Here is a 16,771-nt window from a genome sequence, read left to right on the forward strand (position 1 = left end):
GAGATTTTTCCATGAGCATTCTTGTCACCGGTGCCACCGGCACCATCGGTTCCCTCGTCGTCCAAGGCCTGGCCAGTGCCGGCGCCGAAGTCAGCGCCTTCGTTCGCACGCCCGGAAAGCAGAGCTTCCCGGCCGGCGTCAAGGAGGTCGTCGGCGACCTGACCGACGTGCCTTCGATGCGCGCGGCACTGTCGTCGGTGCGCACGCTGTTCCTGCTGAACGCCGTCACGCCCGATGAAGTGACGCAGGCTCTCGTCGCGCTGAGCCTGGCGCGCGAGGCCGGCATCGAGCGCATCGTCTACCTGTCGGTCATCCATGCGGACAAGTTCACCGACGTGCCGCACTTCACCGGCAAGCACACGGTCGAGCGAATGATCGAGAGCCTCGACATCCCCGCGACCATCCTTCGGCCGGCCTACTTCATGCAGAACGATCGCATGGTCCAGCAGGTGATCCAGGGCTACTGCATCTACCCGATGCCGATCGGCTCGTCGGGCGTCGCGATGATCGATGCGCGAGACATCGCGGACGTTGCCGTCGCCGAATTGCTGCGCCGCGATCGCGCGCCCGCACCGTTGCCGCGCGTGACGCTGGAACTGGTCGGGCCCGAGCGGTTGACCGGCGAATCGGTGGCCAAGCTGTGGAGTGCGGCGCTCGGTCGCGACGTGACTTACAGCGGCGACGACGTGGCGGCCTTCGAAGCGCAGATGGCCTCATCGGGACCGTCCTGGCTTGCGTACGACATGCGCCTGATGATGGCCGGGATCCAGAAGTTCGGCATGCACGGCGCGGACGGCGCAGCGGATCGCCTGCAGGCCATGCTCGGGCGTCCCTTGCGCAACTACGCCGACTTCGTCAAGGAGGCTGTTGCTGCGGCGTAGGCGGAGCGGCTTGCGACCGGCCGCTGCTGAGCACCGGGGCAATGTCCGAAGCAGCGCCCTGGATTCACCCCCTCAACCCGACCGCTTCCCCGCCGTGTTGTGCAGCGACCCATGCACATGCCCCGCGTGCTGCCCGAAGGTCTCCGGCGCGAGGGCGGCGGTGTCCAGTTCCTGCAGGATGCCGCAGGCATTCGCGGACTCTGGCCCGCAGCATTGCAGGCGCAGCGCCGTCAATTGCTTTTCGAGGGTCTTCAGTTCCGCGATGCGCGCGGCGACGTGGCCGATGTGGTCGTCGAGCAGCTGGTTGACCTGGCCGCAGTCGTCCTGCGGCGCATCGCGGAATTTCAGCAGGCTGCGGATCTCGTCGAGCGTCATGTCCAGCGAGCGACAGCGCCGGATGAAGCCCAGGCGCTGGGCGTGTTCGTCGTCGTAGATGCGGTAGTTGCCGTCGGTGCGCGCGGGCTCGGGCAGCAACTGCTCGCGCTCGTAATACCGGATGGTTTCGACCGGCGTGTTCGCGGCCTTGGCGAGTTCACCGATTTTCATGATGCGGCAAATCCAGAAGTGGAAATTCAGCGTTTGACTCTACACCTGCTTCAGGGTTTCCAATTGCTTTCATGACGAACCAGAACGCCTTGAAGCCCGTGACGCCGGCCCTCCATCACGACCACGACCATGGTCACGATCACTCGCACGGACCTTCGCACTCCCATGCCCACGCGCATGCCGAAACCGCCTGCTGCGGCAACCCGGTCTGCGGTTCGTCACCTGCCGTAGACACCACCGACATTCCCAAGGGCGCCTTGCTCTTTCGCATTCCCACGATGGACTGCGCGGTCGAGGAATCCGAAATCCGCCGCGCCCTCGAACCGGTGGCCGGCATCCAGGGCCTGCGCTTTCGCCTCGGCGAGCGCACGATGGCCATCACTGCCGACGATGGCGCGTTGCCCCAGGCGCTCGATGCGATCCGCAAGGCCGGCTTCAAGCCCGAGCCTGTCGGCGACACGGCTGCCCCGGCCGCCCCTGCACGCATCGCGGGAATGAGCGCCGGCCTCGCGCGCCTCGTCGCCGCACTGGTGCTGGCCATCGCGGCCGAATCGATCTCCTTCCTGGCCCTCGACGGCAAGGGCTTCATGGCCGCCGAGATGGTGCTCGCGCTCGCGGCCATCGGCCTGGCCGGCCTCGATACCTACAAGAAGGGCTTCGGCGCACTGGTACGCGGGCGTCTCAACATCAACGCGCTGATGGCCGTTGCCGTGACCGGTGCCTTCGTCATCGGCCAGTGGCCCGAGGCGGCGATGGTGATGGCGCTCTATGCGATTGCCGAGCTGATCGAAGCCCGCGCCGTCGACCGCGCCCGCAATGCGATCCAGAGCCTGCTCGCGCTCGCGCCCGAACAGGCCGAGGTGAAGCAACCCGACGGCAGCTGGCAGACCGTGAGGGCCGACGCCGTGGCGCTCGATGCCGTCGCACGCATCCGCCCCGGCGAGCGCGTGCCGCTCGACGGCGTGGTGACCGCGGGCCTGAGCGCCATCGACCAGGCGCCGGTCACGGGCGAAAGCATTCCGGTCGACAAGACCGTGGGCGACCTGGTCTTCGCGGGCACCATCAACCAGACCGCCGCGCTGGAATTCCGCGTCACGGCGGTGGCGGCCAACACCACGCTCGCGCGCATCATCCACGCGGTTGAAGAGGCGCAGGGCACGCGCGCGCCCACGCAGCGGTTCGTCGACAAATTCGCGTCCATCTACACGCCCGCGGTCTTCGTGCTGGCGCTGGCGATCGCGCTGTTCACGCCACTCTTCATGGACTGGACCTGGCTGCAGGCCATCTACAAGGCACTGGTGCTGCTGGTCATCGCCTGCCCGTGCGCGCTGGTGATCTCGACGCCCGTCACGGTGGTGAGCGCGCTCGCATCGGCCGCGCGGCGCGGCATCCTCATCAAGGGCGGCACTTACCTCGAAGAGGCTCGAAAGCTGAAGGCCGTGGCGCTCGACAAGACGGGCACCATCACCGAAGGCAAGCCGAAGCTGGTCGAGTCCAGCCTGCTCGATGCGTCGGCCAACGAGGCGGCGGTGTTCGCGATTGCCGCGAGCATCGCGGGCCGCTCGGACCATCCCGTGTCGAAGGCCATCGCCGAGGGCCTGAAGGGCCAGCGCGAAGAAGTCGGCGACTTCACCGCGCTGCCGGGCCGCGGCGTGCAGGCCGTGCTTTCAGGCCAGACCTACATGCTCGGCAACCACCGGCTGATCGAAGAGAAGGGCTTGTGCACTCCGGCACTCGAAGCCGAACTCAAGCGCCACGAGGAAGCCGGCCGCACCGTGACCCTGCTCGCATCAAGCCAAGCCGTGCTCGCGCTGTTCGCCGTGGCCGACACGATCAAGGCATCGTCGCAAGCCGCAGTGGCCGAACTGCGCGCCCTCGGCGTCGTGCCCGTGATGCTCACCGGCGACAACGCGGCCACGGCCAGGACCATCGGCGGCCACGCCGGCATCGAGGACGTGCGCGGCAACCTGCTGCCCGAGGAAAAGCTCGGCGCCATCAAGGCGATGCAGGAACGCTATGGCGCGGTGGCGATGACCGGCGACGGCATCAACGATGCACCGGCGCTCGCGCAGGCCGACATCGGTTTCGCCATGGGCGGCGCGGGCACCGACACCGCGATGGAAGCGGCCGACGTGGTCATCATGAACGACGACCTGCGCCGCATTCCCGAGACCATCCGCCTCTCGCGCCGCGCGCATGCGGTGCTGTGGCAGAACATCACGCTGGCACTCGGCATCAAGGGCGTGTTCTTCGTGCTCGCGGTGTTCGGCAGCGCGACGATGTGGATGGCGGTGTTCGCGGACATGGGCGCGAGCCTCCTGGTGGTGGCGAACGGGCTGCGGTTGATGCGAAGCGAGAAGGGCTGAGGCGCTACCAGCGCGTCGCCCATTTCTCCAGCGGCACGCGCGCCGCATTGCACACGTAGCTCACCGCGTGGTACCAACCCGCGATCATCATCAGCTCGATCAGTTGCGCATGGCTCCAGTGTTCGCCGAGCGATTGCCAGAGCGCGTCGTCGATGTCGCTGCGGTCGTGCAGCTGGTCGACCATCTGCACCAGCAGCCGGTCGCGCGGCGCGAGCTGTGCCACGTCTTCGATCACCGACGCCATCACGCGCCGGTCGACTGCGCTGAACCCGGCCGCATCGGCGAAGGCCGCAACGTGCACGCCCCATTCGTACTCGGCGCCGCAGCGGGCGCAGGCGCGGGTGATCACCACCTCGCGGTCGCGCAGGCTCACGGCTGCCTTGCGACCCAGCAGATAGCGACCCAGCCCCAGCGTTCGCTCCGCGAGTTCGGGGTTGATGGCCAGCACGCGGAAGAGCGCGAGGATCTCGGGCCTTCCGGGCGGATTCATGCGCGCCAGCAGGTCGGCAATCGGTTCGGGAAAGGGCGCTTCGAGCGGTGGAATGCGAGGCGTGCGAGCGCTTGGCATGGTGGCAGTCGTCATGGTCGGGATCCTTCGTAGAATGCGTTGAAATCGCTACGAAAATCGTAGCGATCCGGCGCAGTCTATCGCTACGCAATCCGTAGCGCAACAGCGGCCATCCGATCACCGAAAGCACGACATGGACAACAACGAAGAAGACGCATCGGTCTCGCAGCCCGCGGGTGCAGCAGCAGCGCGGCGGCCCATCATGCGGCTGCTGGAGCAACTGGGCCGCAAGGGCACGCTGCGCATCCTGTGGGAGCTGCGCGATGGCGCGCCGCAGAGCTTCAGGGCGCTGCGCACGAGCACGGAGGACATGTCGCCCTCGGTACTGAACGACCGGCTTAAGGAGTTGCGCGCAGCCGGCATCGTGGAGCTCTCGGGCGCGGGCTACGTGCTCACCGAGGCGGGCGGCGAGCTCGTCAAACGACTGACGCCGCTCAACCAGTGGGCCAATCGCTGGTTCGAATAGCCCGAAAGGCCAGCGCTAAAACGGCCGAGTATTTCATCTGCAATCGTTCCCGCTTCATCTGAATCGGCCGCGCCGCGCGCGCAATTCGTGCGCAACGCGCGCTTTGCAAAGTAGAGCCCGAGACAAGCACCGCCCCCGGTGCCTGACTCACCCAGTGTTGGCTCGGGGCCTGCCGGACGCGTGTCTGTCGGCGACCCCTTCTACTTTTTCAGATGCGCATCTAGAAGGAAACGATCATGAAGAAACTCAATGCCGCCATGGCTGCCCTTGCCGCCACCGTGATGCTCACCGCCGCCGGCACCGCCTCGGCCCAGAGCCTGACCCGCGCCGAAGTCGTCGCGCAACTGAAGGCGGCCCAGGCCAGCGGCCAACTGGCTGCACTGACGGGCGAAGACAGCGGCTCGGCCTACCTGTCGCGCCACTTCCAGTCGAGCGAACCGCGCGCCGAGGTGAAGGCCGAACTGGCACAGGCCAAGGCCGACGGCTCGCTCGGCGTGCTGGTCGCCACCGACAGCGGCTCGGCTTATCTCTCGCGCAACTTCAAGTCGACCGAGCCGCGCGCCGAGGTCAAGGCCGAGCTGGCCACGGCCGAGAAGAGCGGTCACTTCGACGCGCTCTACGGCGAAGACAGCGGCTCGTTCTTCCTCGCGCATGGCGGCAACGCCGTGGCGACGAACAGCGCCGTCGCGATGGCCACGCCACAAAGCGCAGGCGAGTGAGCGCGACGACACCGCGCCGGAAGCGCGGCATCGCGCTGGCGGCCGTCGTGGGCGCAGCGCTGGTCGCTGCCGTGGGCGTGCTGCCCGCGGCGGCCGACTCGATCGCCGCCGCCTTCGCCGCCGAGAACGACGCTGCCATGAACCGGATGATGGCTGCGATGGAGATCAAGCCCTCCGGCGACGTCGATCGCGATTTCGCCGCGATGATGATTCCGCACCACCAGGGCGCGATCGAGATGGCAGAGGCCGAGTTGCGCTACGGCCGCAACGAGCAACTGCGCCGCATCGCGCAGGAAATCATCGTCGAGCAGCAGCAGGAGATCGCCGCGATGCATCTCGCGCTCGGCCAGCCGCTGCCGCCCTCGGCACCTGCGCCCACGCAGGGCCTTTTCTCCGCCACCGACACAACAACAAATTCCTTGCCGCATCCACACACGATGCCCGGCATGCACATGGAGCACAGAGACACCCCATGACCCCCGTTCGCCACGCCGCCGCGCTGCTGTGCGCATCGCTCGCTATTGCCACCTCGTTCGCTCATGCAGGCCAGGCCCCCGGTGCCGCCGCGTCAGCCGACATTCCGGTGAGCCACCGCGACCGCCTCTACGCCGCCGAGCAGTTCTCCAACACCGTCTCGGTGACCGATCCGGTCGACAACAAGCTGCTGGGCGTGATCCGCCTGGGCGATCCGTCGCCCGGCAATTTCAGCCCGCTCTACAAGGGCCAGGTGCTGGTGCACGGCATGGGCTTCTCGCCCGACCACCGCACGCTCGCCGTCGTGTCGATCGGCTCGAACTCGGTGACCTTCATCGACACCGCGACCAACGCCGTCAAGCACACGACCTACGTCGGCCGCTCGCCGCACGAGGCCTTCTTCACGCCCGACGGCAAGGAGGTGTGGGTCACGGTGCGTGGCGAGAACTATGTGTCGGTGATCGATGCGGCCACCTTCGAGGAAAAGACCCGCATCGTCACGCCCGCCGGGCCCGGCATGCAGATCTTCTCGCCCGACGGCAAGTACGGCTACGTGTGCTCGTCGTTCAACCCCGAGACCGTGGTGATCGACACCGCGACGAAACAGATCGTCGGCCGCGTGAAGCAGGACAGCCCGTTCTGCCCCAACATCGCCGCCACGCCCGATGGCAGGCAGGTGTGGTTCACCCTCAAGGACGTGGGCCGCACGATGGTGTTCGATGCGACGCCGCCGTTCGCGGCGATCAAGTCGTTCGACACCGGGCCGATCACCAACCACGTCAACTTCGCCGCCACGAAGAAGGGCACTTTCGCCTATGTGACCGTCGGTGGGCTCAACCAGGTGAAGGTGTTCCGCACCGACGATTTCTCGCAGGTCGCGACCATCCCGGTCGGCAAGTTGCCGCACGGCATCTGGCCTTCGGGCGACGGCTCGCGCATCTACGTGGGGCTGGAGAACGCCGACGCGCTCGCAGTCATCGACACCGGGACGAACAAGGTCGTGGGCGAAGTGCCCATCGGCCAGGCGCCGCAGGCGATTGCCTATGTGCCGAATGCGGTGCCGGAAGGTGATGGCATGCAGGGCCTGCAGCCGCTCGGCGTGGCGGGGCAGGCCGCGCACCTGACGCTCGCGGCCGTGCAGGGCGACAAGGCGGGTGCGCCCACCAGCGTGACGTTGTTCGACCAAGGCTTGACGCAGGTGCTGCAAGCGTCTGCGACGGGGCTCGAGCCGAAGTCGCCCTATGTGCTGGCGCTCGCGGAGCAGGCTGACGGCAGCGGCGCACTGCAGCCGCTCGCCAACTTCATGACCAACCCCGCGGGCTCGGCCATCGTGAATGCCATCGGACCGATCCGGCAGATCGTGCAGTCGAATGCGGAGGCTTCGCGGCGCTATCTGGTGATCGCGCCTCAGGTGGCGGGCCTGCCGGGCAAGCCGGTACAGGTGCAGGGCCTCTGAAGCTGCTGCTTCAGTTCAGCGCGTCGACCTGCGTGTCGAACACGTAGCCCGCACCGCGCTCGGTGCGGATGAACTGCGGCGTCGAGGCATCGGCCTCGATCTTTCGCCTGAGGCGCAGGATCTGCACGTCGATCGACCGGTCGTACACCTCCGCACCGTGCAGGCGCGAAAGCTCGAGCAGCTGGTCGCGCGAGAGCACGCGCTGCGGCGCCTCGCACAGCGCCAGCAGCAGGTTGAATTCGCCGTTGCTCAGCTCCACCCGCCGGCCGTCCGGCGCGGTGAGGCGGCGCACCAGCACGTTCAGTTCCCAGCCTGCGAAGCGGTAGGCCCGCCGTTCGGTGCCGCCCTTGGCGGGCGCGGCCGCGGTGGCGTCGCGCTGCACCTGGTAGCGCCGCAGCACCGCGCGGATGCGCGCGAGCAGCTCGCGGTTGCTGAAGGGCTTGGTGATGTAGTCGTCGGCCGCGATTTCCAGGCCCATGACGCGGTCGGCCTCGTCGCGCTTGCCGGTCACGATGATGACGGGAATGGCGCTGCTCTCGCGCAGGTGGCGCGCCAGGTGCATGCCGTCTTCGCCGCCCAGGCGCAGGTCGAGCACCACCAGGTCGATGACCGATTCGGCGAGCGCCTTTTTCATCTCGGCGCCCGAGACGGCGGTGGTCACGCGCAGCTCGTTCTCGGTGAGGTACTCGGCCATCAGTTCGCGGATGGCCGGGTCGTCGTCGACGACAAGGATGTGGTGGCTGGCGCTCATGGAGCCGAAGGGTAATGCAACTTCGCTGCGCGCGGCGTACCGCCGGATTACAGATGAAATGCCCGCGCCGCGGCCGACATGAGGGCGGCATGTGCAGCAGCGCCAATAGCGTCATGGCGGGCAACTTGCGCCGCCCGCACCGAACAGAGAGAGGCCATGCCGACCGTCGTAGTGATCGAGGAAGATAGCGCCATGCGAACACTGATTTGCGAATGGCTGCTGGGCGAGGGCTACGCAGTGCAGGCGCTGCCCGCGCAGGGCGCGTCCGGCGGTGCCGATGCGGACCTCGTGATTGTCGATGTGCCCGATTTGCGAGGCGGCGGCGCCGATACCGTGCGCGCCGTGCGGGCCGGCTACCCGCGGGCGGCGCTCATCGGCCTTTCGACCCGCCTCGGTCGCAGCCTGCACAGCGATTCGAACCCGGCCCGCGCGCTCGGCCTGCGCCGCCTCGTCGCCAAGCCCTGCGCGCGCGGCGAATTGCTGCAGGCCGTGGCCGACACCCTCGGCACCGCCCACTGATTGCCCCCATGAAATCCGCCGACCGCCTCCGCCGCCGCATCGTTGCCGCCGGCGTGCTGCTGATCGCCGCGTGCATCGGTTCGGCGGGCTACGACGGCTGGCGGCTGCACCAGCAGATCATGCTGGCCAACGAGCGCGAACTCGGCAACCTGGCCAAGGCGCTGGCCGAGCAGTCGCTGCGCAGCATGCAGGCGGTCGATGTGGTGCTGCGCGACACCGCGAGCTGGTATGGAGCTGCCAGCGGCGACTTTGGCCCCGGCGAGGTGTCGCCGGGCCTGGCCTCGCGCACGGTCGGCGTGCCGCAGGTGAGCGTGCTGACCGTCGTCGATGCCCACGGCATGCAGCGCCACCGCTCGCGCGACACCAGCGGGCCGCTGTCCGACGTGTCCGACCGGCCGTACTTCACCGCGCAGCGCGATTCGCGCGACACGGGGCTTTTCATCAGTGAGCCCATGACCACGCGCACGGAAGGCATGCCGGGGCTGGTGGTGTCGCGCCGCATCGACGGGCCGAACGGCGCGTTCGCCGGCGTGGTCACCGCCATCGTCACGCTGCAGCACATGGAAGGCATGTACTCGGCGATCCAGCTCGGCGACCGCAGTTCGCTGCTGCTCACGCTGAGCGACGGCACGCTGGTGGTGCGCCAGCCGGGGCCCACCGATCCGGCGAAGAAGCTGAGCTTTCCCGAACTCGCGGCGCTGAAAGAAGGCGGCAAGGTGGCGCGCGCCATCAACCCGATGGACGGCCGGCCCAAGCTGATCGCCGCGGTGGGTGTCGGCAAGCGGCCCCTGATCCTGGCCGTCATGCGCGACGAGGAAGAGGCGCTGCGGCCCTGGTACGACGAGATGTGGAGCTCGGGCATCCGCACGGTGCTCTTGATCCTGCTGGTGGTGCTCACCATCGTCGGCCTCCTGCGCCAGTTGCGCCGGCAGGAGCGCGGCGAGCTCGCGCTGCGCCAGAGCGAGGAGCGCTACGCCATGGCCATGGAGGCCGCGAACGAAGGCCATGCCGAATGGAACGTCGCACAAGACTCGGTGTTCGTCTCCGACAAGTGGCGCGCGCTGCACGGGGTCGATGCGTCGGCGCCGCTGGGTACCTCGGCCGACGTGTTGCGCCATGTGCACCTGCACCCCGAGGACGCGCTGCACGCCAAGGCCGCCATCGACGACCACCTGGCCGGCCGCACGCACGCGGTCGAGCTCGAATATCGCGTGCGCCACGCCGACGGCGACTGGCGCTGGATTCACGCGCGCGGCCGCTGCGTGCGCGACGACGCCGGCGCGGCGCTGCGCCTCTTCGGCGCCGCCACCGACGTGAGCGACCGCAAGCTCGCCGAGGCCGACAAGACCCGGCTCGAAGCGCGCCTGCAGCAGACGCAGCGCCTGGAGGCGCTGGGCACCTTGTCGGGCGGCATCGCGCACGACTTCAACAACATCCTGGGCGCCATCCTCGGCTTCGGCGAAATGGCGCAGCAGCAGGCCGAGGCCGGCAGCGCCATGCGCCGCCACATCGACCGCGTGATGCAGGCCGGCGCCCGCGCGCGCCTCCTGGTGCGGCGGATTCTCGATTTCAGCCGCAGCGGCATCGCCGAGCGTGTGCCGGTCAACATGCAGGCGCTGGTGGAAGAGGTGATCTCGATGCTCGTGCCCACGCTGCCGCCGGGCCTGCGCGTGGACGCGCGGCTGCAGTCCGGCAGCGCGGCCGTGGTGGGCGACGGCACGCAGCTCTACCAGGTGGTGATGAACCTCTGCACGAACGCCGTGCAGGCCATGGGCAAGGTGAGCGAGGTGGGCGTGGTGAGCCTCAGGCTCGACCGCGTGGACATCGCAGAAAAGCGTGCGCTGCTGCACGGCGACATCGCGGCCGGTTCGTACGTGCGCCTGGATGTGGGCGACACCGGCCCGGGCATTTCACCCGAGGTGCTGCAGCGCATGTTCGACCCGTTCTTCACCACCAAGAAGGTGGGCGAGGGCACCGGCCTCGGCCTCTCGGTGGTGCACGGCATCGTGGCCGACATCGGCGGCGCGATCGACGTGGCGACCGGCAACGGCCGGCCGACGGTCGTGTCGGTGTGGCTGCCGGTGCTGCAAGGGCAGGCGGCGGAGGGCGGGCCGGCGCAGGCACCGCTGGACACCGTGCCCGGCTGCCCGCGCGGCAACGGCGAGGTCGTGATGATCGTGGACGACGAGCAGCCGCTGCTCGAACTGGCCGAGGAACTGCTCGCGAGCCTGGGCTACGAGCCGGTGGGCTTCGGCACCAGCGAGCGCGCGCTGGCCGCGTTCGAGGCCGATCCGCGGCGCTTCGACGCGGTGCTCACCGACGAGATGCTGCCCGGCATGCCCGGCAGCGAACTGGCCCGGCTGCTGCGGTCGAAGCGCCCGGAGCTGCCGGTGGCGCTGGTGAGCGGCAACGTCAACGTGGCGCTGGAACAGCGGGCGCGCGATGCGGGGGTGGCAGAGGTGCTGCACAAACCGCTGGGGCTGCAGGAGCTGGCCGAGTGCCTTGCGCGCATCCTGGTGGCCAGGCGGCCGGATTGAACCGGGCTACGTGCGGCACTAACATCGGCGGCCACGCCCCGCCGGCTTTCGCGTTCCGAACCGATCTCCCATGTCCGTCACAACCCTGCTGCTGCAACTCGTCGTCATCCTCACCACCGCGCGCCTCTGCGGGTGGGTGCTGCGCTACCTGGGGCAGCCCAGCGTGGTGGGCGAGATGGCCGCGGGCCTGATGCTCGGCCCCGCCGTGATGGGCGCGCTCTTTCCTTCGCTGCATGCGCAGCTCTTCGCCAAGGACCTGCTGCAGGGCCTGTCGTCGCTGTCGACAGTGGGGCTGGTGCTGTTCATGTTCGTCGTCGGGCTGGAGCTTCGGTCCTCGCAGAACATGCGCTCACAGATCAAGGCGGCCGGCGCCGTGGGCGTGCTCAGCGTGATCGTGCCGCTGGCGCTGGGCCTGGCGATCTCGCCGGCGCTGTACCCCACGCTCGCACCGGCCGGCGTCGCGTTCTGGCCGTTCGCGCTCTTCATGGCGGCAGCGCTTTCCATCACGGCCTTTCCCGTCATGGCGCGCATCCTGAAGGACCGCGGCATGACGCGCACCTCCTTCGGCCAGCTGTCGCTGAGCGCCGCGGCGGTGGTCGACGTGTTCGCCTGGGTCCTGCTCGCCTTCGTGGTGGCGATGGTGGGCGCGGGCGAGGGCTATGCGGGGCTCATCAAGATCACGGTCGGCGTGGTGGTGATGTTGGCCTTCCTGTTCTTCGGCCTGAAGCCGGCCTTTGCCTGGCTGCTGCGCGTGAAGGCGCCCGATGGCGAGCCTTCGACCACGGTGATGGCCTCGCTGATGATCGGCCTGCTGGTCACCGCGCTGCTCACCGAATGGCTGCACCTGCATGCGGTGTTCGGCGCCTTCCTCTTCGGCGCCTGTCTGCCGCGCGACGACCGCCTCTTGCGCTCGCTGAGCGAGCGCATCGAGCCCATTTCCATCGTCGTGCTGATGCCGCTGTTCTTCGCGCTCGCCGGGCTGGGCACCACCGCCAGCGCCTTCACCGGCACGAGCCTCGGCGCGATGCTGCTGATCATCGGCGTCGCCACCATCGGCAAGATCGCCGGCGGCGCGGCCGGTGCGCGTCTAGCGGGCTACAGCTGGCGCGACAGCATGGCCACGGGTTCGTTGATGAATGCGCGCGGGTTGATGGAGCTGATCGTCATCAAGATCGGTTTCGACGTGGGCCTGATCGGTGCCGAGCTCTTCACGATGCTGCTGGTGATGGCGCTCGCCACCACTGCGATGACCGGGCCGCTCATGACGCTGTGCCTCGGCCGCAAGGCAAAACCTGTTGCGGACGCGGCGCCTCCTGCCGAAGCCGAGGCGCACGCCAAGCCCTGAAGAGAAAAAAACCGTTCACGCTGAGCTTGTCGAAGCGCCGCGCAAGGCTTCGACAAGCTCAGCCCGAACGGTGGTGATGGCCTCCACCCGAACGGTTGGGATGGCCTCCACCCGAACGGTTGTGATGGCCTTGTCCCGAACTGTTGTGGTGGCCTTGCCTCAGCCGCTGCGGCGCACCGTGAAGCCGATGCGCGTTTCTCCACCCTCGCTCGACGCGAACACGCGTCCGCCGTGCATGCGCGCGATGGCCTCGACGATGGCCAGGCCCAGCCCGTGGTGCCGGGTCGATCCGTCGCGGGCCTGCGCGGCGCGGTAGAAGCGCTCGAACAGGCGGGGAAGGGCGGCCGGATCGATCGGCTCCCCGCGGTTCACGACCGAGAGCACGAATTCCTCGCGCTCCTCTTTCAGCTCGATGCGAATGGCCGACGCCGGCGCGGCGAAACGGATCGCATTGCCCAGCAGGTTGGAGAGCGCGCGCCGAACGAGCGAGGCGTCCACATCGGCCATCGCATCGCCGGCCACTTCGGCCTTCAAGCCGGCCTCGTCGAGCATCGCGTCGTAGAAGTCGATCACGTCGCGCGCCTGCGCCGCGAGGCTCACGACGGCGCGCGAGCGCGTCGAGGTGCCGCGGTCGGCCTTGGAGAGAAACAGCATGTCGGTGACGATGCCCGAGAGCCGGCCGATCTCCTCCAGGTTGGAGGTCAGCACGCCCTGCAGTTCCTCGTTGGAGCGTTGCCGCGTGAGCGCGAGTTCGGTGGAGCCGATGAGGTTGGCGAGCGGCGTGCGCAGCTCGTGCGCCACGTCGGCGTTGAAGGATTCGAGCTGCACATAGGCCCGCTGCACGCGCAGCAGCAGTGCGTTGAACTGGGTGATCCACGGACGAAGCTCTTCGGCGAAGGCCAGTGCATCGATCGGCTGGTTGGCCTTGTCCGGCGCCATGGCCGCGGTGCGGTCGGCAAGCGCTTTCAACGGACGCAGTCCGCACCGCACCAGCCACATGCCGGTGAGCGATACCAGCGCGGTGCCCAGCACCACGGCGCCGAGCAGCGTCCATGCGAGCCGTTCGAGCAGGCGCGCTTCCTGCGCCACGTTCACGCCGAGCTGCACCTGCAGGTCGGTTGTCAGCCCGCCTTGCTGCCAGGGCACCGTCAGGTCGCGGCGCAGCCAGCGGCCACCGGTGGTCGGCCGCGATTCGAAGAGGCGTTTGCCCGCATGCGAGATCGACAGGCTCACGTCGTCCTGCAGCGAAAAGAAGTCGTCGAGCTTGTGCTTGAGAAAGACGAGGTCGCCGCCTTTCTCGGCCTCCTTCAGCAGGTGCTGCACGAGCACCGCCTTCTGGTCGAGTTCGTCATCCTGCTTCTCGCCGAAGTTCCAGGCGGTGACGAGGTAGATGGCCAGGCAGATGACGCTGAGGCCGAAGATCGTCTGCGCGGCGATCCAGAGCGAGAGCCGGCTCTGGATCGATTGCGGGCGCGGGCTCATGCCCAGGAGCGGTCTTCCAGCACGTAGCCCATGCCGCGCACCGTGTGCAGCAGCTTCACCTCGAACGGATCGTCGATCTTGCTGCGCAGGCGCCGGATGGCCACTTCCACCACGTTGGTGTCGCTGTCGAAGTTCATGTCCCAGACCTGCTCGGCGAGCGTGGTGCGCGAGAGGATCTGGCCGCGCCGGCGCAGCAGCACCACCAGCAGGGTGAACTCCTTGGCCGTGAGGTCGAGCCGCACGCGGTTGCGAAACACCTTGCGGCTCGCCATGTCGAGTTCGAGGTCGGCAAGGCGCAGCACGGTGGAATCTTGTGCCTTGCCGCGCCGAAGCAGCGCCTGCACGCGCGCCAGCAACTCGGAGAAGGAGAAGGGCTTGACGAGGTAATCGTCGGCGCCTTGCTGCAGACCCTGCACGCGGTCTTCGACCTTGTCGCGTGCGGTAAGCACCAGTACGGGGACGTTCTTCGTGCGGCGTATCGCCTGGAGCACGGTGAAGCCGTCGATGCCGGGCAGCATCACGTCGAGCAGGACCAGTGCGTACTCTCCCTCGGTGGCGAGGTATCGGCCCTCGATGCCGTCGCGGGCGATGTCGACGACGTATCCGTTTTCCTCCAGCCCTTTTTTGAGGTAATCGCCCAGTTTGGGTTCGTCTTCTATGACAAGGATTCTCATTGTCGGATCGTACCCAATAGCTCTCAAAACACTGGTTACGATTTAGTAATCCTATTGACGGACGAAGCGCCGTCTGCAGGTCGTACATTGCGCCGGGCCCTCTGTTCGCAGGGCTTTTTGCGGAGGGGGCTCTGCACCCCGTCGATATACTTTTTGGCTCATGCGTCGCTGGCTCCTCATCTTTCTGCTGCTCCTCTTTCCGTTCCAGCTCAGCTGGGCGGCGTCGGCGGCGTATTGCCAGCACGAGCGCGACACGCAGACCGAGCACTGGGGCCACCACCAGGACGAGCCCAACAGCACCGACCGCACGCACAACGCCGGCGGCGCGAAGCAGGACACCAGCACGCAGCCGAACGGCGCGGTCGGCCACTGCGTCGTCAGCCACTTCGGCGCTGCGCAGCATGTGGACATGACGACCGGCGATGCCATCGGCGCGCTGCAGTTGCCCCAGGTGCTGCATGCGAAAACGGAAGATCGTTTCATCTCGCATGTCTCCGAAGTCCCCGTGCGACCCGCACGGACTCTCGCCCTCTGATTCGGCGAGAGAACACCACCCACCACTGATCCCTTTCATCAGCTGAGCTCTCGCCGAATTCGTCCGTCCGTTGTTTCGCAACCCAGGAGAATTCGATGCGCACGCTCTTCGTGCCGCTGGCCGTCTTGGCCTTGGCGGTGCCCCCGGCCTATTCACAGCAATTGCAGCAGTCGCAGACCGCTGCGGGCCTTCCGACTTCATCATCCCGCCCGGCCGCCAGAACGCTGGAGCCCGCCGGTCCGCTGACCCTTCGCAGCGCCATCGCGATGGTGCTGCAGTCCAACCCCAGCCTGTCCGCTGCCTCGCGCGAGCAGGAAGCCACCGAGGGCGCGATCGTCCAGGCCGGCGCCTGGCCCAACCCCGTGCTCGGTGCGCAACTGGAAGACCTGCGGCGCGACAACCGCACCACCACGCTGCAACTGAGCCAGCCCATCGAGCTGGGCGGCAAGCGCGCGGCCCGCGTGACCGCCGCCGAGCGCGCACGCGACCAGGCCGCCTCGGCACTGGTCGCGCGCCGCTCGGAACTGCGGGCCTCGACCGTCACGCTGTTCTTCGAAGTGCTGACGGCGCAAGAGCGCCTGCGACTCGCGCAGGACTCGGTCGGCCTCGCGCAGATCGCGACGAAGGCGGCCGCCAACCGTGTCACGGCCGGCAAGGTCTCGCCGCTGGAGGAAACCCGCGCGCGCGTGGCCGAGGCCGGTGTGCGCGTCGAGCTGCTGCAGGCCGAGGGCACGCTGCGCTCCGCGCGCCAGCAGTTGGCCGCGCTGTGGGGCAACCCCGTGCCGCGCTTCACGCAGGTGGACGGCGCGGTTGACCAATTGCCGACGCTCGCTTCGCCTCAAGATGTAGAAGGCCGGCTCTTCGCCGCGCCAGTGCTGCGGCAGGCACGGCTCGAAGTCGAAAGGCGCGAGGCGCTCTCCAGCCTGGAGCGGGCCAAGCGCATTCCCGACGTCACCGTGTCGCTCGGCGCCAAGCGCGTGCCCGCGTCCACCGACGCCGAAGGTGCGAGCAGCCGCCGCAACCAAGTGGTTGTCGGCCTCTCGGTGCCGCTGCCGATCTTCGACATCAACCGCGGCAACCTCGCCGAAGCCCTGAGCCGAGAGGAGAAAGCGCGCGACGACCTTGCATCGGCCGAACTGCAACTGGGCGCCGACATAGCGCAGGCCACCGAGCGCCTGCGCTCGGCACGCGCCACCGCCGAGACGCTGCAGCGCGATGCGCTCCCCGGCGCCGAGACCGCCTACAAGGCCGCGACCAAGGGCTTCGAGCTGGGCAAGTTCAGCTTTCTCGAAGCGCTCGACGCGCAACGCACGCTGTTCCAGGTGCGGAACCAATACCTCGTGGCGCTGGCCGATGCGCACCGCGCGGCCGGCGAACTCGACCGCCTGCTCGGCACCGACGGAGAAGAAACCCTGCATGCGACGCCGGTCGCACGCTGACAAGGACACCCCA

16 protein-coding genes are annotated in these 16,771 nt (G+C 68.1%); 11 read left to right on the forward strand and 5 right to left on the reverse strand.

The window, feature by feature from the left end:
- Window positions 1-11 precede the first annotated feature (11 nt).
- Window positions 12-881, forward strand: a complete 870-nt coding sequence (locus QFZ83_RS06925; RefSeq protein WP_307504259.1) for an NmrA/HSCARG family protein — start codon at window positions 12-14, stop codon at window positions 879-881.
- Between the two features lie 72 nt (window positions 882-953).
- On the opposite strand, the gene cadR is transcribed toward QFZ83_RS06925, so the two are convergent.
- On the reverse strand, window positions 954-1,427 hold the full coding sequence (cadR, locus tag QFZ83_RS06930) for a Cd(II)/Pb(II)-responsive transcriptional regulator (protein WP_307504262.1): 474 nt from the start codon (window positions 1,425-1,427) through the stop codon (window positions 954-956).
- Window positions 1,428-1,498: 71 nt separating this feature from the next.
- On the opposite strand from cadR, the gene QFZ83_RS06935 reads away from it, so the two are divergent.
- The gene (locus QFZ83_RS06935; RefSeq protein ID WP_307504265.1) at window positions 1,499-3,793 is read left to right on the forward strand and encodes a cation-translocating P-type ATPase; all 2,295 of its coding nucleotides are present in this window, start codon (window positions 1,499-1,501) and stop codon (window positions 3,791-3,793) included.
- A 4-nt stretch (window positions 3,794-3,797) separates the two neighbouring features.
- Here QFZ83_RS06935 and QFZ83_RS06940 read toward each other — a convergent pair whose 3' ends face one another.
- The gene (locus QFZ83_RS06940; protein WP_307504267.1) at window positions 3,798-4,376 is read right to left on the reverse strand and encodes a carboxymuconolactone decarboxylase family protein; all 579 of its coding nucleotides are present in this window, start codon (window positions 4,374-4,376) and stop codon (window positions 3,798-3,800) included.
- A gap of 118 nt (window positions 4,377-4,494) precedes the next feature.
- Between QFZ83_RS06940 and QFZ83_RS06945 the strand changes: the two genes are divergently transcribed.
- From QFZ83_RS06945 to QFZ83_RS06960, 4 genes are all read left to right on the forward strand, one after another.
- On the forward strand, window positions 4,495-4,827 hold the full coding sequence (locus QFZ83_RS06945; RefSeq protein WP_307504270.1) for a helix-turn-helix domain-containing protein: 333 nt from the start codon (window positions 4,495-4,497) through the stop codon (window positions 4,825-4,827).
- Between the two features lie 236 nt (window positions 4,828-5,063).
- Window positions 5,064-5,546 (forward strand): hypothetical protein, encoded by a 483-nt coding sequence (locus QFZ83_RS06950; protein ID WP_307504273.1) that lies wholly within the window; start codon window positions 5,064-5,066, stop codon window positions 5,544-5,546.
- Window positions 5,543-6,022 (forward strand): DUF305 domain-containing protein, encoded by a 480-nt coding sequence (locus tag QFZ83_RS06955; protein ID WP_307504276.1) that lies wholly within the window; start codon window positions 5,543-5,545, stop codon window positions 6,020-6,022. Before QFZ83_RS06950 ends, QFZ83_RS06955 begins: the two co-directional genes overlap by 4 nt.
- Window positions 6,019-7,476, forward strand: a complete 1,458-nt coding sequence (locus QFZ83_RS06960; RefSeq protein WP_307504278.1) for a YncE family protein — start codon at window positions 6,019-6,021, stop codon at window positions 7,474-7,476. Before QFZ83_RS06955 ends, QFZ83_RS06960 begins: the two co-directional genes overlap by 4 nt.
- Window positions 7,477-7,486: 10 nt before the next feature.
- Here QFZ83_RS06960 and QFZ83_RS06965 read toward each other — a convergent pair whose 3' ends face one another.
- The gene (locus QFZ83_RS06965) at window positions 7,487-8,227 is read right to left on the reverse strand and encodes a response regulator (RefSeq protein ID WP_307504282.1); all 741 of its coding nucleotides are present in this window, start codon (window positions 8,225-8,227) and stop codon (window positions 7,487-7,489) included.
- A gap of 192 nt (window positions 8,228-8,419) precedes the next feature.
- Here QFZ83_RS06965 and QFZ83_RS06970 point away from each other — a divergent pair, with 192 nt between their 5' ends.
- The 3 genes from QFZ83_RS06970 to QFZ83_RS06980 all read left to right on the forward strand — a co-directional run bounded on the left by QFZ83_RS06970 (window position 8,420) and on the right by QFZ83_RS06980 (window position 12,628).
- Window positions 8,420-8,746 carry a response regulator gene (locus QFZ83_RS06970; protein WP_307504284.1) on the forward strand — a complete coding sequence of 109 codons (327 nt, stop codon included), beginning with the start codon at window positions 8,420-8,422 and terminating at the stop codon, window positions 8,744-8,746.
- Between the two features lie 8 nt (window positions 8,747-8,754).
- Window positions 8,755-11,283: an ATP-binding protein gene (locus QFZ83_RS06975; protein ID WP_307504286.1), complete on the forward strand. Its 2,529-nt coding sequence runs from the start codon at window positions 8,755-8,757 to the stop codon at window positions 11,281-11,283.
- Between the two features lie 70 nt (window positions 11,284-11,353).
- A complete protein-coding gene (locus QFZ83_RS06980) occupies window positions 11,354-12,628 on the forward strand; it encodes a cation:proton antiporter (RefSeq protein ID WP_307504289.1) in 1,275 nt (424 codons plus the stop codon).
- Between the two features lie 159 nt (window positions 12,629-12,787).
- Here QFZ83_RS06980 and QFZ83_RS06985 read toward each other — a convergent pair whose 3' ends face one another.
- Both QFZ83_RS06985 and QFZ83_RS06990 read right to left on the reverse strand, forming a co-directional pair.
- Entirely contained in the window at window positions 12,788-14,110 is a 1,323-nt protein-coding gene (locus tag QFZ83_RS06985; RefSeq protein WP_307504292.1) for a heavy metal sensor histidine kinase, read from the reverse strand.
- Window positions 14,107-14,784: a heavy metal response regulator transcription factor gene (locus QFZ83_RS06990; protein ID WP_013542466.1), complete on the reverse strand. Its 678-nt coding sequence runs from the start codon at window positions 14,782-14,784 to the stop codon at window positions 14,107-14,109. Before QFZ83_RS06990 ends, QFZ83_RS06985 begins: the two co-directional genes overlap by 4 nt.
- A 160-nt stretch (window positions 14,785-14,944) precedes the next feature.
- Here QFZ83_RS06990 and QFZ83_RS06995 point away from each other — a divergent pair, with 160 nt between their 5' ends.
- Entirely contained in the window at window positions 14,945-15,319 is a 375-nt protein-coding gene (locus QFZ83_RS06995; RefSeq protein WP_307504295.1) for a hypothetical protein, read from the forward strand.
- A gap of 95 nt (window positions 15,320-15,414) precedes the next feature.
- On the forward strand, window positions 15,415-16,758 hold the full coding sequence (locus QFZ83_RS07000) for a TolC family protein (protein ID WP_307504296.1): 1,344 nt from the start codon (window positions 15,415-15,417) through the stop codon (window positions 16,756-16,758).
- Window positions 16,759-16,771 lie beyond the last annotated feature (13 nt).

Source organism: Variovorax sp. W1I1, from assembly GCF_030815625.1.
Classification (GTDB): domain Bacteria; phylum Pseudomonadota; class Gammaproteobacteria; order Burkholderiales; family Burkholderiaceae_C; genus Variovorax; species Variovorax paradoxus_C.